The organism is Kitasatospora sp. NPDC058046 (assembly GCF_042885595.1).
Lineage (GTDB): Bacteria > Actinomycetota > Actinomycetes > Streptomycetales > Streptomycetaceae > Kitasatospora.
The window spans coordinates 1-14,977 of the sequence record NZ_JBHVRS010000025.1 but is presented as its reverse complement, the minus strand read 5'-3'; the positions used below and the strand labels follow the sequence as shown (position 1 = coordinate 14,977).

The following is a 14,977-nucleotide window of genomic DNA, read 5'->3' as shown; positions in this document are numbered from 1 at the left end:
TAGCCGCCGGACGCCCGGCCTCCTGCCGCTCCCGCACCGTCCACCGCGGGGAAACGGCCGCCCGTCCGGGTGACACGGCCGCCGGGGGGCTGGTGGCGCCGGCCCGCCGTGTGGGGTACTGGGTGGGTGCGCATCAGGAGGTCGACCGTCGTCGCCGGGGCCCTGCTCCCCCTTCTCGCCGCGGTGCCGGTCCGTACGGCGGCCGCGCCGACGGCGCGCGGCGGCGACCGTGCGGCGGGCACCGTGACCCCCGAGGTCCTCCGGCGCCAGGCGGCACTCGACCGGCTCGCCGACGCGATCACCGCGGTGCCGGAGCACCGGCGCGCGGAGGTCCCGGGCTACGCCGGGCACACCATCGACCCGCGGACCGGCCGGCTGACGCTGTACTGGCACGGGACCGTGCCCCAGCGCGTCACCGACCTGCTGGAGCACACCCCGCCGGGGATCACCGCGGCCGTCCGGCCGGCGCCCTACACCCTGCTGGAGCTGTGTACGGCGCGGGACCGGCTCGTCGCGGCCGCGCAACGCGGCGACGACGGGGCGGAGTGGACCTCGGCCGGGCCCGCCGCGGACGGAACCGGCCTGGTCGTCGGCTACACCCCGAACCCTGTCCGCCGGGACGGCGCTCCCGCGCGCGGGCAGGTCGCCGCCCGCGCCGCCGAACTCGCCGGCGTCCCCGTCGACGCGGTCCCGGCCGCTGCTCCCACGGCCACCGCGACCCGCCACAACGACACCGCTCCCTGGAGCGCTGGTGCCGAGCTCAGCACGCCCACGAACCTCTTCTGCTCCTCCGGATTCGGCGGCTGGCGAGGCGAAGTCGCGGTGCTGCTCACCGCCGCTCACTGCGGGACCTCCGGCACCTACAAAACGGGCACCGGGGCCACCGTCGGGACGGTGTCCGACTCCGACACCGGACTCGACGTCGCCGTGATCAGCATCAACGGAACGCCGTCCGGGCGGTTCTACGACGGCCGGTTCGACAACGGGAACGGCTACTCGAAGCGCGTCTTCGGCGCCGGGCACAACAGCGTCGGCTCGCTGGTGTGCCAGAGCGGGGCCATGTCCGGGGTGCACTGCGGCCTGAAGATCACCCGTACCGAGTACGCGGGCAACGTCGGGGGCACCTGGCACACGGACATGGACGTCGCCGAACGCACCAACGGCAGCGACAGCGCGGTCGCCCGGGGCGACAGCGGCGGGCCCGTTTTCGCCAGTATCAACGGTGGTGAGGACATGCAGGCCAGAGGCGTCGTCGTCGCCGGCGGCGGCGACAAGGTCGTCTGCGGGGACACAGTATTCCGGACCACCTGCTACAGCGCGCTCCTGTTCACCCCGATCTCGCCGGTCATCGACAAGTTCAGCTTCTCCATCGCCTGACAGCCCGAAAGGACGCCCCCGTGGACCTCGCCCTCACCGGCAGGCTCGTGGTCACCCTCTCCGTCCTGGCCGTCGCCTGCGGCGCGGCCGCCGTCCAGCCCGCCGCGCCCCGGGGACAGGCGTTGGCCGACCTCGACCAGGCCATCTACGAAGCCGGCATCGGCCCGGCCACCTGGCATGTGAGCATGGTCGGATCCCACCACGGCGACTACATCCAGACCGTCGACGTGATCGGCGACCTCGACGATGCCCGTCGCGCCCTCGACAAGCGCTTCCCCGGCCAGACCCGGGTCGTGCGCGGCTCCATCGTCTCCGACCTCGCCTACCGACGCGGACACGACTACCCGCTCGAATCCGAACTCCAGTCCCTCGACCAGCCCGGCTTCACGGTCTTCAAGACCGACCTCGCGCCGGACGGCCACACCACCACCGTCGGTGTCGTCGGCGACCTCGACGATGCCCGCAACTACCTGGAGGCCCACTACCCCGGCCGCACGACCGTCCACGGCAACACCCGCTGACCGCGAGGTGGCCCGCACCGGCCCCTGGTAGGACAATCGCATCCCCGCAGCGGCAGGGAACGACAGAAGCTCTCGGGGCCGGTGGCCTTCGAGGGCTTCGCGCGAGCAGACCTGATGCCGATGGCACATCAGGACCGCCAAAGGAGCGTAACAGCCCTGACCACCGCCATGGTGTTCCCGGCCGTGCCTGTCCGTGGCGGGGGCCTGGTGTCGCGCCGACCGCCCCGGTTCCGCGGCTTGTGCGCCGACCGGTCGTCGGCCGTTGCCGGTTCCGGGAGCGGTGGCGCCCGGCCACGGGCGCGCTCTCGCCATCGTCTCGGGTGGCGTCTGGGCCTCGTGCCGTCAGGCGTCGAAGCCCACTGCGATAAGCCCGGCGCCCGCCTTCGCGACGGCCTCAACGCCCGCTCCGTGGCACAGGGAGGCGGGGAACTGCGCCGGCGAAGAGACGCGGCACGCGCGGCCGGCCGCCAGGCCGGGGCCGCTTGTGCGGGCACTGCGCATCGTCGATCGGCGGCTGGCGGCCGAGGGCGGCCGGCTGGCCGCCGCGGCCGCGTCCGGGCCGCCCGGCTCGTGAGGGGCCTGTCACCGAGCGGCGCCCGGGTCCGTCCCGGCCGCTCTGTTGCGCGGGGCCGGGTCAGGCCTCCGGGGTCGGCCGCCGACCTCAACCTCAGCCTCAGCCTCAACGTTGGGCCGGGTGGCCGGGTGGCCGGGTGGCCGGGTCGGGGAGGGCGGTGCGGAGTGTTTCGTGCAGGAGCGGCGGCTCCCGCAGGAGGGTCCGGCCGCAGGGCGGGTGGGGCCACACGCCCGGGTCGGCGAAGGGGGCCCGGGGTAGGCGCCGGCGTCTTCGCGGGTGGGGTCGGGTGCCGGGCCGTCGGATGTCGGTCCGGTGCCGCCTCCCGGCCGACGGGTCGATCCACCGGCTCGGGAGGCTGTTCTCGGTCCGGGCCCCGGATCCGGTCCGACGTCGTCCCACAGGGGGCCGCCGTCGACCGGCGCCCGGGTCGGCCCCGGCCGCTCTGTTGCGCTGGGGCCGGGTCAGGACTCCGGGGTCAACCTCAACCTCAGCCTCAGGTCGAGTGTGGGGCCGGGCATCGGGTTGTCGTTCGGATGGGGCGGCCGAGGTCGGCGAGCAGGCCGTCGGGGAGGCCGTGGCGGAGTACGTCCTCCAGGAACGGCGGTTCCTGGAGGAGGCTCCGGCCGAGGAGCGGGTGGGGCCACACGCCCGGGTCGGCGAAGGGGAGCCCGAGGTAGGCGCCGGCGTCTTCGTGGGGCCAGGTGGGGTCGAGTGCCAGGCCGTCGGGCGTGACGGCCCAGCCGTGTGGGGTGTGCAGGGCCAGAGTTGCGTCGATCAGCGCCGTACCGTAGCCCTCTGCGTAGGTCAGGTGGAGCTCGGGGTGGTCGTCGGCCGCCTGGGCGGCGTTCGTGAAGCAGAAGCCGGGGTGTAGGCGCTCGACCCCGTCGGGGAGCGGGGCCGGGGTGAAGAGCCGCCCTTCGCGCAGCAGCAGGTCGAACTGGCTGGTGTAGGTCCAGCACTCGGTGACCGGACGCGCCGTGGGGGTGGTGGCCTCGGCCGCCGCCTGACGGAGGTAGGCGACCAACTCCTCTTCGGTCGGGGTGGGATGCATGGTCTGCCCGGTTGTCATAGTGTCCCCCGTCATGGTCGGTCGGCATCCGGCGGACCTGGTCCACCGGGTCTTCGTGCCTTGGTCCGCCGCGCCGTGCGGCGGCTGGTAGTCGAGAGCGGTCGATCGGTCGCCGCGGGTGCTCCGGGGCCGGCCCGGGCGGCCGCTGCCGCCCGGCGCGTGAGCGGCCTGCCGCTGGCCGGCCCCGGTCAGGTACGTGGCTTCAGCTTGACCAGGCGCACGGGCTCCCCTTCGAGGAGGAGGCTGTCGATCAGGTCGTCGGTGGTCTCGTCGTGTTCGCCCGCGGGGAGGTCGAGGGTGATGTGGAAGTCCCGAAGGGCGGAGCGGATCCGGCTCGGCAGGTCCTCGTAGTCGGGCGTCTCGGCAGGTTCGGCGGCGATGTCCAGGAGTGCTTCCCGTGGCGCGTCGATACCGGTGACCCGGACGCCGACCAGTGCGAGCCCCGCCTCCTTCAATGCCGTGCGCGCGGTGTCGTGCAGCGCGACGGCGGCCAGGTACTGGGTCACCTGGTCGCGGCTGAAGGCGGGGGAGACGGCCCGGGCGATCGCCTTGGCCGGCGTGCCGGCACGGAACTCCCGTGTGATCGCGTCGACCAGAGCGCGCTTCTCGCCGAGGAAGTTGCCGAGTTCGGTCCTGATGTCCATGCGGCCGACCCTAGCCTCTGGACTGAATCCAGTCCAGACGCTATTCAGGTCGAATTGTCGGATGGTAGAGCGCTTCGGGCCGCAGGCAGCGGCGAACCGGCCAAAGGGCGGATCCCGCAGCCGACCGCGCTCGACGAGCCGACCGGACTGCGCGACGGCCCCAGCCCGCGCCGCACACGGACGTCGACCCCCGGGGGCCGGGAGCCCGGTGGAGACCGCCCGGTCCCAGCCCACCACGCACCGGCTCGCTGGCCGGGAAACCGACGAAATGCTCCTGCCGAACCCGACGAACCGCCCTGCCGACGTGCGGCGGGCGTCCTGGCCGCGCGCTGACGGCGGTGTCCGTCACAAACTGGTGCGCCCCGTGGAGACAGCCGCCCGCGAAGCCCCCGTGACGACGCCAGCCAGCCGACAGTGCTGACCGCCCCCGCCTGTAGCGAGGCCGTGAACACCACCCGCGGCGCAACCCTGCGGATCGACACCGGCTACGCGTCCTTCCAGCAGTACCTCGCCACCGGCAGCTACATGACCGTCAGCGAGCAGCCCACGGCCTGACGGGCTGTGCTCAGGCCGCCCCGGTCCCGCCATCCCCTCGTCCAGGCCCGCAACGGCGGGCCGGGGACACCCGCCCCGGCCCACCCTCACCCCGCCCCGCCCCGTCGAAGCTCCGGCCGCGCACCCCGCACCGCCGGGTTGACCGGCCCGCCACCCGCTCTACGGTCCCTCCTGTTCCCCCCGGGCGGTCGTGCCCCTCACGGCCGGATTGCCCCCGGCCCCGCCCGTACGGCGGGGCCCGGACCTCCGCGCATGGCCGCCCGCCCCGCCTCCGTACCTCACGACAGGAAACCCGCCCGTGACCGCCGACCACAGCACGCCCCCCTCCGACCTGCCGGCCACGACCGCCGCCGTTGCCTCCGCCACCTTCGCGCCGCGCCGCATCACACAGTGCGAGGGCTGCGAGTTCCCCCCGGCCTACCTCGACGCGTACGAGGCGCGGCAGATCACCGTCGACTGGATCCTGTGCGACTACCACCAGTACGAATCCGACATCCTCCAGGCAGGCTCCAACGGCGCCCTGACAGCCAACGACGGCTACCACTACTTCTGACCCGCCACCAGGCCGACCCCGGTGCGCCAAGGCCCGCCGCCCGTCCGCCCCGACCGCGCACCGGCCAGGTACCGTCCACCGCCACCCCGCCCCACCCGCCCACCACGCTGGGAGAGAACCCCGTGTTGTACGCCGTACTCGTGCGCCGGCCCGCCGGATTCCCTGACATCCGGATCGGCCCCGCCCACCACCAGCACATCGCCGAATCCGTCGCCGCCGGCCTGCGCGGGCAGATGCGCACCACGCAGCACCTGCCCGGCACGAGAATCACCACCGAGGCCTACCGCCCCGACCTGCCGCACCTGCCGCTGCTCGCCGACGACCCGGACGCCATCGCCCGGGCCATGGAGCACGACCAGCGCGGCGACGGCACCGGCACCGGCACCACCTTCCCCGACCTGTTCACCCGCCTGATCGCCCAGTACCCCACCGACTACGGCCGGATCTGGGGCCAGGCCTGCGACGCCCACGACCACCTGCGCGCCGAGTCCGACGAGAACGACGGCCAGGACCAGCAGGAGCCGGCCCCGCCCACCGCCACCTGGACCGGACAGGTCGACACCCCCCACGACCCCGCGAAGCCCGTCGTCGTGCATTTAGTCTTCGCCGATGGCCAGCCGGCCCGCCTCCACCTGGACGACGAGCACCGCGAGGCGCTCGGCCTGGCGCTCGTGGACCCGAGCCTGCCCGGCACCGAGACCGACGACCCCCACCCGCTCCACAACCGGACCAGCCGCCGCCCGGCCCGCCCGCTCCGGCTGCGCCGCCGGATCCGCATCCGCTGACCACCCGCCCGGCCGCCCGGCCCGGCCGGCCCCCGGCCGGGACCCGGCGCCCCGAAGGGGGGCACCGGCGTGCCGACGGCAGCCCTGACCAGCACGGTTCGGCCCGGGGTTGACCGGCCGCCCGGCGCTCCTACTGTGCGTCCTGTCCCCGCCCGTACGGCCGTGACCGTCCCGGCCGTACGGGCCTTCAGGAGCCCCGCCAGCCCCGCAGCGCGGGGCGTCCCACCACGACCACCCCGCGCTGCGCCCTGGCACGGCCATTTCCTGTCCGTGCCAAAGGACGTGACCGGGCCCGCGCTCTCAACTCCGTCTCGAAAGAACAGGTCCACACCCATGCCCAAGCCACTGCTGCTTCGATTCCCGCTGGCCGACATCCTGCCTCTCGCCGAGCACGCGGCCGCCGCACCCGACCACCGCGCCAGCCCCTACTCCGACGCCAGCGGAGCATGCCTCATCTGGGCGAAGGACAACGGCACCTACATCATGTCCAACGGCCTGCCGCACCTGCCGGGCAAGGACACCCACCACCACGTCGTCCACGCCGACGGCTGGGGCCCCGGCACCGAGGACGGACTCTGCGACACCCCGGTCGGCGGCGACGACTTCGCGGAGTACTTCCCGCTGAACGAGCCCCTGACCAGCGACGCCACCACCACGATGCTGGAGCAGCTTCGCGCCGCCGTCACGGACGGGCTGTGCTGGCTGGAGCTGGGGGTCGGCACGGACCGCGTCGCCATCGCCTACAGCGACTGAGCCAGCCCACAACCGCCCACCACGCTACCCGGCACCGCCGGCACCACGGCCCCTCGTCCCGGGGCGCAGCACCGCTGCGCGCCGGGACGAGGGGCGTCCGGCTGTTCCACCGCTCCTCCCCGTGCCCTGCGCCCGCACCGCGCGGGATCTTCCCGCGCGGCACCGGCGCCGCCCGGTCGCGCCTGACCGTCCCACCCACCCGGGGTTGACCGGCCGTCCGACGGCCCTACTGTCTGTCTTGTTCCCGCCCGGCTGCTGTCGATGCCGCTGCGCTCCGGCGGCGCGGGCTTCCTCCGTCACCGGTCCGTCCCCGTCCCGCGCCCACCGCCCCGCCTCGGCCCCGTATCCCGCCCCGGCGGCCCACGCACCACCACCAGGGAGTGCCCCATGCGCACCGTCCTGCCCGACGCCCAGCCGCCCGCCGACCTGCCGGTCTGGGCCCGCCTCCAGCTCTCCCAGCGCGGCATCCCGATCGAGCAGGTCGCGGAGTGGGCCCGGGCGGTCTTCGATCCCGACCTCATCGCCGTGATCTTGAACGACTACACCGACTTCGCCACCCTCACCCGCACCGCCGTCTGAGGAGTACCCCATGGCCACCGTCACCGGCTACCGCCTCACCGGCGCCGGCCGCAGCCCCATCACCGACAACCGCAACTACGATCCCGTGCGCGACGCCCTGACGGGCCTGATCGACAGCGGTCACACCGGCGAGCTCTACCTCTGGGAGAGCGTCGACACGGGCAGGCCGGACCCCTCGATCCCCGGCCGTACCATCACGGACTGGTACCTGGTCACCATCCGCAACCCCGCGCCCCAGCGGCTGCGCCCCGCGCACGGCGCCGACTGCGACGACGGCGAGCCCTGCGACTGCGAGCCGACCGTTCCCGTCCCCCTGCCCGCCTGGTGCAACCTCTTCGCCGGACTCACCCTCAGCCCCCTGTTCCACCTCCACCCCGCCGACCGGGCCCGCCTCACCGCTCTGCGGTGGCCCGCCCCCAAGGACGCCGAAGGCTGGGCCTACCCCGACGGCGCCACCACCGGCTGAGCACCTGCCCCACCCGGCGCACACCGGCCCCGTGCCCTCCGCGCGCCCGTGCCGCCAACACAGTTGACCAGCCCCTATCCGCCCCCCACGACGTGCCCTGTTCCCGCCCCGCGGCGGCCGTGAGTCGCTCCGGCCGGGCGGGGCACCCCGCACCGCGGCGGCCCGACCATTCCACCCCGGAGCCGGACACCACTCGCGTCGGCCCGCATCCGCAGACCCTGAAAGGCCCGCCATGCCCCGCGACCCGCATACTCCTTCCGTGACGTCCACGACCCGCCCGCCCGCACCACGTCCCTGCGACAGCTGTCCCTACCGGCGTGACGTCCCCTCGGGGATATGGGCCGCCGAGGAGTACGAGAAGCTCCGCGCCTACGACGCCCCGACACCACATCAGCCGACCGCGGTGTTCCGGTGCCACCAGAACGACGCCGACAGCCAGGCCGGCCGTGTGTGCGCGGGCTGGGCCGGATGCCACGGCGAGGCCCTGCTGGCGCCGCGGATCGCCCTGGTGTCGGCCGCCATGGACGGCCCGACCTTCGAAGCCGTGGTCACCTACGAGTCCCCGGTGCCGCTGTTCTCCTCGGGAGCCGAGGCAGCCGACCACGGCCAAGCCGACATGGACCGGCCCGGCCCGGAGGCCGACCGCCTCGTCGACAAGATCGTCCGCACGCGGCGGGACATCCGCTTCGGCTGAGGACGACCACCCGGCCGGGCCCGCACCACCGCCCGCCCCGCAAGGGCCGCCACCGGGCCGCGGACAGCCCGGTGGCGGCCCTTGACCGGGTTCCCGCGCCCGACACCCGGCGGTGCCAGCGGACCCCGCCGGCACACCCGTAGGGCCGCACCCTCCACGTCGCGCCCCGCCCGGCCCGGACCAAGGCCCCGCAGCGGTCGGTCACCCCGCACGCCGCGTCCCAGACGGCCCGCCGCCCCCGACGACGCCGAAGCCGCGACCTCCGGGCGGCAGCAGAACAAGGGGCGGGTTCCCGCTGCCCCGCCGGACCCGGCCCCCCGGAAACGAGGAGACCCGGCACAGCCGGTCACCAGCGGCCGGTCCCCGCCCGGTGGACCGTTGACCGCGCCCCGCCGCCTCGACCCTCCGGCATACCGGGACCGGCCCTGTCACGCGCCATCCGGTCCGTCCCGTCCGCCCGTACCCGAAGGACCCCACGACCGCGACGTCCGCGCACTGCGCCACACCGACCGCGACGTCCGCGCGCCGTACGACATCGCCCACACACTCAGCTGCCCGGCCCGGGCCGCCTGCCCGCGGTCCCACACCCATCAGCCCGTACGACGAGCAGGAGAACATCCATGAGCAAGACGACCCACAAGGACATCGTCCCGGCCACCGACGAGGCAGCCAAGGTCGCGGACATCGAGGCCCGAACGCGCCCCCTGGACACCGACGAGACCCGTCCGGCCGCATGCAAACACGGGCATGTACCGCTGACGGACACCGTCGGCGATCCGATAGCCCAGTGCGCGAACGCCGACGGCCGCACCGAGTGGGGCGCCTTCAACACGGAGGGCTGCTTCTACGTCTACGACTGCGCCGTGGACGTCAGCAACGCGTCCGTCGTGGAGAACCTCGCGGCCCAGTCACCGCCGGACGACCCCGAGAGCACATGGTCGCGGATCTGCCCCGACCACGAGGGCCAGCCTGCCGACGCATGCTCCGAATGCGACGCCGACTACCAGGACCACGAGCAGTAGCCCAGCCCGCCAGACGCCGGTCAACCCCAGGCCTCGCCCGTTCCGGCCCGGGGTTGACCGGCGTCCCTGCCGTTCCTACTGTGCGTCCTGGTTCCCACCCGCACGGTCGTGACCGTCCCGGCCGCGCGGGCTTTCCGGCGTGGTGGCGGCCGTTGCCTGCTCGCGACGACGACGGGCCTGCGCCCCCAGCGCCGCAGGGTTGACCGGCTGTCTGCCGCTCCTAAGGTGTGTCCTGTTCCCGCCCGGCGGCCGTGACCCGCCCGGCCGTGCGGGCCTCCCCGGAGGCCGCCGTCCCCGTCCCCCAGAGGTGGGGACAGCGCCCCCGGTGCCGCTCTCGCATTCCCCCCGGGCGAGGCGGCACACGGCGGCCGGGACCCCTGACTTCCCTCTCAGGGGCCCGGCCGCCCGCCAGCCGGACCACTCCACGCGGTTACGGCCACACGCCCCGCCGACGACGAACCCCGTCCGAGTCCCCGCGCCCGCCCGCCTTCACGGCCGGCGGATCAGCCCGCGAGCGGCCATCCGAGCCCCGAGCAGCTGCCGCCCCGCCCGACACCCCGACCCGGACAGCAACCGACAGGAAGGCCACACGATGAGCCGCACGATCACCCTTCACCCGGACACCCTCGCCGCCCTCGCCCCCCACGCGTTCGGGGAGTTCACCGTCACCGTGTGGGAAGACGGCGGATACCTGGCCGCCTGGGACCACACCGTGCCCGGCTGCGCCTGCCTCGTATCCGTCTGCCCCGAGAACATGCTCAACGGCCCACACGCCCCCGCCGAGTTCACCCCGATCGGCCCGTGGTCGTACAGCGGCCGGTTCGACATCGCCACCGCGCAGGAGTGCTGTGATCCCGGGGACTGGACCAGCACCGCCACCCAGGACGGCCACCGGACCCCGCACCACGCCCTGGCCGCCGCCCTGGACGAGCACCGGGCCCGGTGCTACGAGTTCCGCCAGGCCATTACCCGGTGCCTGAACTGCACCGAGCTCAAACAGTGGCACGGCCCGCAGGGCAGCGTGTTCGCGTGCGAGGACTTCCGGCCCGGCGAGGAATCCGGACGCCGTGACTGGGAGCTGCGGCGCAAGGAGCGCGGACTGTACGTCCCCCGCGACTGACATCCCGCCGCAGGCCTGCCGGGGCCCCGTCCGGCACGCGGTGGCCCCCCTCTACCCGGCCTCCGGGCACCGCCACGACTCGGGCCCGCCCGCGTCCCGCAGGCCGCCTGTTCCGGTCCCGGCCGGGGAGCCGGCCGCGCCGAGACCGCTGAGACCAGCCACACCACCCGCCCCGCCCCCGGGCCGGGAACGCCCCGCCGCCCGCCTGCTCCTCCCGGCCCGGCAAGCCAGCAGGGGCCCGGGGCGGCGGGGCGCGGCGTTCGCGTCCGGCGACCCGTCCGTCCGGTGGGCCGTTGACCGGCTCCCTCCCACGCCTACCTTCCGGCACATCAGACCGGCCAAGCCGGGCCAGGCCCACCGCGACAGCCGCCCCGCCGCCCGCTCCCGCCCACGGGCCGCAGCCACGCCCGCCGGTCTGCCCATCCGTACCAGGCCGGGAGCCACATGCCCACGCCCGCGCGCACACCCGCCACCACCCGCCCCACCGCGCACGAGAACCTCCCCCTCTTCACCCTCGACACCGACGGCCGAGCCCAGCCGACAGACAAAGCCCTCCCCACACACGAAGACCTGTTCGCCCTCGACGGCCCCGAACTCACCGCCCTCCTCGACTCCCTCACCACAGCACAGCGCGACCAACTCGCCGGCCCGTACCCGGCCCGCTGGCTCTACCCGCCGAAGCCCGGCGACGCCCCCCGCGGGGTGAGCGTGTGCGCCGGATGCGGCGGCGGCTGCGCCGGGCTTCGCCTGGTCCTCGGCGTCGAAACCGACACGGTGTGCATCGAGCTGAGGAAAGACCCGGCCGCCACCAGCACAGCAGCCGGGTGCACCGTCATCCGCCAGGACATCAAGACACTCGACCCCCGCCACCCGACACTGCGCTTCACCCGCCGCGTCACGTGCACGATGCCGTGCACCGACTGGACCCGCGCCGGCCTCGGAGCCGGTCGCGACGCCACGAACCTTCAGATCCTCCTCGACGCGATCGACCAGGTCGGCGCCCACCTGGGGAACGTGTGGGTGGACGGGTCGGAGGTCTGCACCCACGACGACCCAGGCGACTGCGACGAGGACTGCGACGACCACATGATCGAGCCCTCCGGCGCCCCCATCGCCGAACTGTGGGCGCTGGTCGACGACATGACCGCCGAGACCGCCGGACTCATGCTCGCCCCGGTCATCTGGATCCTGGGCCTGCGCTCCATCGGCGCACCACTGCAGCACATCGTCATCGAACAGAGCTCGGCCCTGCCCGACGACGTCCAGGAGTACATCCAGACCGAACTGTGGACCGCCGGATGCGAATCCGTGCAGTGGCAGGACCTGGACGCCGCCGACTTCGGCTCCGCCAGCAACCGCAACCGCGCCATCATGTCCGCGCACTGGTACGGCCGCCCCGGCCCCGTCACCGTCCCCGGCATCCGCACCAACGCCGCCCTCGCCCTCGGCTGGCCACCGGACACCCGCATCAACACCCGCGGCGAACGCAAGACCAGCGGCGGCAACGTGTTCGCCCTCGACCGCACCATCACCGCCGTCACCGGCAAGATCCGCGGCTGGTACTGCCAGGAGACCGGACGCCGCTTCACCATCCCCGAAGTCTGCGCACTGGTCGGCCTGCCTGGCGACTACCCGGTCACCGGCTCCCGCACCAGCCAGTGCCAGCAACTCGGCGACATCTTCTCGCCCCTGGTCTCCGCCGCCGTCTGGGGCACCCTTCTGGGCCTGCCCTGGCTCGACATGCTCCGTACCTACCTCGCCCGGATCCACCCGAGCGTCCACGGCCGACCAGACCCGGCAGCCATCCTGTCCAACCCCCACCGGGCCCGCCCCACCCTGCCCGTCACCGAAGCCGCGATCCAACGCCTGTTCGCCGCAGGCGACTACCCGCGCTTTCGTACCGGGCCCCACCTGCCCGCCCACTGACAGCCCCAGGCCGCCACCCCAACCTGAGAGCAACCCCCATCCCATCCGCCCGCCCGTCCGCGCCCCCGGCAGGAGCCCGTCTCCTGCCGGGGGTTGACCGGCCGGGCAGCGCTCCTACCTTCCCTCTCGCACCGCACCGCCCGCCACGACGGCGGCCGGCGCTGTGCAACCTGGCGCCCGCCCCCGGCCCGGCCCCGCTCACTCCTGGCCTCAGGCGCGCACCACAGGGTCCGATCACCCGCCCGGAACCCCCGGCACGGCGATCGGACCCACCCCCGCACCCCGCCGACGACGAGAACAGGCGGGGTGCGGGCCCCCATCCCCGGACCTGCCCGTACCGGCGGCCGACAGCAACCACGGCCCCGGACCGGACGAAGCCCCACACCGCCCGCCGCGCCCACGATCCGGCCACCGCCCGGGTCCTCCCCGTCCCGCCCACCGACCCATCCACCAGGTCGCTGCGCCCCACCCGACAGGGCACACAGCGCCGCTACAATGAAGGAACCCAGACACCGTGACCACCACCGGACCCGTCGCCGGGCACACCCGTCCCCGGCCCGCCCACGCGGCCGCACTCACCGGACTCCTCATGGACCCCGCAGTGACCACGGCCGACGTACCGGGCGGCCAACTCCGCTCCCGTACCGGCCGCTTCCACCGAATCGCCGTGGTCAACCCGGCGGGGGACCGCGCCGCGCTGGTCATCCTGCGCACCGCCGACACCCGCCCCGACCCGGACGCCCTGGCACCTGTGGTCGCCGCGATCCTCGACCACGTCCCGACCACGCCGCTCGGCGACGCTTCCCCGGCCCTCAACGGCAGCTCGGTCCACACCCGGTCCGTCATGCGCCGCGACGACCGCGATCCCGCCCGCCAGGCCGACGGTGCGTGGCAATGGACCGTTCCCGCCGCGACCATCCGCGTCGACCGGCACGCCATCACGGTGAACACCCCGACCGCGTACCTCCGCATCGCCTTCGACGGCCCCCAGTGGACGCCCCGGTCCGTCGCCCCGGTCCTCGACGCCGCCCTGTGGCAGCTCGCCGCCCCCAAAGCCCGACACATGACCCGCACCACCACACCCGCCGGCTGGCGGCGGATCGCAGACGTCGTCCTGGGCACCGTCGGCCGTGACCGCACCGGCGGACATGCCTACTCCGGCCAGTCCACCGCCCTCTGCTCCTGCGGCGAGGCGACCACCTGGGACACCAGGGAGGCCGCCCGACGTGCCAACACCCGCCACCGCGCCGACGTCGCCCGGGCGGCCGCGGACGCAGTGGCCGGCGGCACCGGCGCCAGGCTCCGGTTCAAAGCCGAAATCCTCGCGCGGAAGGCGCAGTTCGCCGCCGCGCTCTCCCGCCCGGCCCGACACCGCTGACCATCAAGGCCCTTGCTACGCCCCGCCCCGGGCTGGTTCTGCCGGAACCGGCGCGGATAAAACCCCCGACACCGCTGCGCCCGGCCACCCCGGGCGCAGTACAACCCAGGAGACCAACACCATGATCCGCTCGGCCCTCATGCCCGGCCAGGCCACCACCGCCGGACACCTGCCCGATCACGCCGACCACCGGCCCACCCGGGCCGTCCTCCACGTCCTCAGCGCCGCCGGCCTCACGCTCGCCCGACTCACCGACCAGCGCAACGACACCACCATCACGGGCGCCTTCGCCTGGCCAAGCCTCCGCCACGGGAACGACCGCGCGGCCGACATCTGGTGGTTCGTCAACGGGGAGAAGGAAGAGCAGCCCGACCGCTCCGCGGCCCGCAGGGAGGCCACCCGGGCCGCCAGGAACGCCGCGCTGGACCAGGCCGAGACCGAGCTGGCCGCGGCCGGCTACCGCGTCTACCGCACCGAGTCCCGCCGCACCCAGACCCGCCGTGTGCTCCACCTCACCGCGATGATGCCCACCCCCAAGGAAGCCGCGCGCCTCCGCGAGCGGCGGGCCAAGCTGAACGAGTCCGCCGCCCGGATCCGCGAACCGCAGATCTCCGTCGGCCAGTAGTCCCCGCTGCTCCCCGCCCCTTCCCCCGGGGTGCGGGCACGGTCGCCGTCCCGCACCCGGCTTCCCGGCCCAGGGTGCGAGGCCGCCTCGGGAGTCCGGCACCCACCCTCCCGCTCCCCGAGGGAAGGGGCGACCCCCACACGTGCCAGCCGGCAGCCCGAAGCCAAGGAACGGACCCCCGACGCCGGGCCCGCACCATCGGAGAGATCCGCTACCGCTTCGCCCGCCTCACCACGAACGGCACGATCCGTCTCATCGCCCAGCACCGCGACCTGAAACAACACCACCCCACAACCATCGGCTGCCGCGCCGCATCCCGGGTCGGTGGACCCGGGA

At 74.3% G+C, this 14,977-nt stretch carries 15 protein-coding genes; 13 read left to right on the top strand and 2 right to left on the bottom strand.

All coding sequences use genetic code 11. The annotated features are described in order from the left end of the window. The first annotated feature begins 126 nt into the window (after window positions 1-126). On the top strand, window positions 127-1,377 hold the full coding sequence (locus ACFVU7_RS36520; protein WP_388049801.1) for a hypothetical protein: 1,251 nt from the start codon (window positions 127-129) through the stop codon (window positions 1,375-1,377). A 20-nt stretch (window positions 1,378-1,397) separates the two neighbouring features. Continuing rightward, on the top strand, window positions 1,398-1,898 hold the full coding sequence (locus ACFVU7_RS36515) for a hypothetical protein (RefSeq protein WP_388049799.1): 501 nt from the start codon (window positions 1,398-1,400) through the stop codon (window positions 1,896-1,898). A 1,067-nt stretch (window positions 1,899-2,965) separates the two neighbouring features. Here ACFVU7_RS36515 and ACFVU7_RS36510 read toward each other — a convergent pair. Both ACFVU7_RS36510 and ACFVU7_RS36505 read right to left on the bottom strand, forming a co-directional pair. Next, window positions 2,966-3,523, bottom strand: a complete 558-nt coding sequence (locus ACFVU7_RS36510) for a hypothetical protein (RefSeq protein ID WP_388049797.1) — start codon at window positions 3,521-3,523, stop codon at window positions 2,966-2,968. A 206-nt stretch (window positions 3,524-3,729) separates the two neighbouring features. Continuing rightward, window positions 3,730-4,185 carry a hypothetical protein gene (locus ACFVU7_RS36505; RefSeq protein WP_388049794.1) on the bottom strand — a complete coding sequence of 152 codons (456 nt, stop codon included), beginning with the start codon at window positions 4,183-4,185 and terminating at the stop codon, window positions 3,730-3,732. An 853-nt stretch (window positions 4,186-5,038) separates the two neighbouring features. On the opposite strand from ACFVU7_RS36505, the gene ACFVU7_RS36500 reads away from it, so the two are divergent. From ACFVU7_RS36500 to ACFVU7_RS36450, 11 genes are all read left to right on the top strand, one after another. Next, window positions 5,039-5,293: a hypothetical protein gene (locus tag ACFVU7_RS36500; RefSeq protein ID WP_388049791.1), complete on the top strand. Its 255-nt coding sequence runs from the start codon at window positions 5,039-5,041 to the stop codon at window positions 5,291-5,293. A gap of 122 nt (window positions 5,294-5,415) precedes the next feature. After that, the gene (locus ACFVU7_RS36495; RefSeq protein WP_388049788.1) at window positions 5,416-6,078 is read left to right on the top strand and encodes a hypothetical protein; all 663 of its coding nucleotides are present in this window, start codon (window positions 5,416-5,418) and stop codon (window positions 6,076-6,078) included. A gap of 333 nt (window positions 6,079-6,411) precedes the next feature. After that, window positions 6,412-6,831 (top strand): DUF3085 domain-containing protein, encoded by a 420-nt coding sequence (locus tag ACFVU7_RS36490; RefSeq protein WP_388049785.1) that lies wholly within the window; start codon window positions 6,412-6,414, stop codon window positions 6,829-6,831. A 387-nt stretch (window positions 6,832-7,218) separates the two neighbouring features. Further along, window positions 7,219-7,410 (top strand): hypothetical protein, encoded by a 192-nt coding sequence (locus ACFVU7_RS36485; protein ID WP_388049782.1) that lies wholly within the window; start codon window positions 7,219-7,221, stop codon window positions 7,408-7,410. 10 nt (window positions 7,411-7,420) lie between these two features. Then, on the top strand, window positions 7,421-7,876 hold the full coding sequence (locus ACFVU7_RS36480; protein WP_388049780.1) for a hypothetical protein: 456 nt from the start codon (window positions 7,421-7,423) through the stop codon (window positions 7,874-7,876). A 259-nt stretch (window positions 7,877-8,135) separates the two neighbouring features. Continuing rightward, on the top strand, window positions 8,136-8,570 hold the full coding sequence (locus ACFVU7_RS36475; protein ID WP_388049777.1) for a DUF6283 family protein: 435 nt from the start codon (window positions 8,136-8,138) through the stop codon (window positions 8,568-8,570). A 620-nt stretch (window positions 8,571-9,190) separates the two neighbouring features. Beyond that, window positions 9,191-9,592: a hypothetical protein gene (locus ACFVU7_RS36470; RefSeq protein WP_388049774.1), complete on the top strand. Its 402-nt coding sequence runs from the start codon at window positions 9,191-9,193 to the stop codon at window positions 9,590-9,592. 592 nt (window positions 9,593-10,184) lie between these two features. Next, a complete protein-coding gene (locus ACFVU7_RS36465; RefSeq protein ID WP_388049771.1) occupies window positions 10,185-10,712 on the top strand; it encodes a hypothetical protein in 528 nt (175 codons plus the stop codon). Between the two features lie 444 nt (window positions 10,713-11,156). Further along, window positions 11,157-12,638 carry a hypothetical protein gene (locus ACFVU7_RS36460; RefSeq protein WP_388049769.1) on the top strand — a complete coding sequence of 494 codons (1,482 nt, stop codon included), beginning with the start codon at window positions 11,157-11,159 and terminating at the stop codon, window positions 12,636-12,638. A 514-nt stretch (window positions 12,639-13,152) separates the two neighbouring features. Then, window positions 13,153-14,016: a hypothetical protein gene (locus tag ACFVU7_RS36455; RefSeq protein ID WP_388049767.1), complete on the top strand. Its 864-nt coding sequence runs from the start codon at window positions 13,153-13,155 to the stop codon at window positions 14,014-14,016. A 121-nt stretch (window positions 14,017-14,137) separates the two neighbouring features. Next, window positions 14,138-14,641 carry a hypothetical protein gene (locus ACFVU7_RS36450; RefSeq protein ID WP_388049764.1) on the top strand — a complete coding sequence of 168 codons (504 nt, stop codon included), beginning with the start codon at window positions 14,138-14,140 and terminating at the stop codon, window positions 14,639-14,641. The last annotated feature ends 336 nt before the right edge of the window (window positions 14,642-14,977 follow it).

Bases quoted from the DNA above. Each gene is read 5' to 3' on its own strand.
- ACFVU7_RS36510 (WP_388049797.1), bottom strand. From the start codon at position 3,523: ATGCATCCCACCCCGACCGAAGAGGAGTTGGTCGCCTACCTCCGTCAG.
- ACFVU7_RS36505 (WP_388049794.1), bottom strand. From the start codon at position 4,185: ATGGACATCAGGACCGAACTCGGCAACTTCCTCGGCGAGAAGCGCGCT.
- ACFVU7_RS36490 (WP_388049785.1), top strand. From the start codon at position 6,412: ATGCCCAAGCCACTGCTGCTTCGATTCCCGCTGGCCGACATCCTGCCT.
- ACFVU7_RS36485 (WP_388049782.1), top strand. From the start codon at position 7,219: ATGCGCACCGTCCTGCCCGACGCCCAGCCGCCCGCCGACCTGCCGGTC.
- ACFVU7_RS36480 (WP_388049780.1), top strand. From the start codon at position 7,421: ATGGCCACCGTCACCGGCTACCGCCTCACCGGCGCCGGCCGCAGCCCC.
- ACFVU7_RS36470 (WP_388049774.1), top strand. From the start codon at position 9,191: ATGAGCAAGACGACCCACAAGGACATCGTCCCGGCCACCGACGAGGCA.
- ACFVU7_RS36465 (WP_388049771.1), top strand. From the start codon at position 10,185: ATGAGCCGCACGATCACCCTTCACCCGGACACCCTCGCCGCCCTCGCC.
- ACFVU7_RS36460 (WP_388049769.1), top strand. From the start codon at position 11,157: ATGCCCACGCCCGCGCGCACACCCGCCACCACCCGCCCCACCGCGCAC.
- ACFVU7_RS36450 (WP_388049764.1), top strand. From the start codon at position 14,138: ATGATCCGCTCGGCCCTCATGCCCGGCCAGGCCACCACCGCCGGACAC.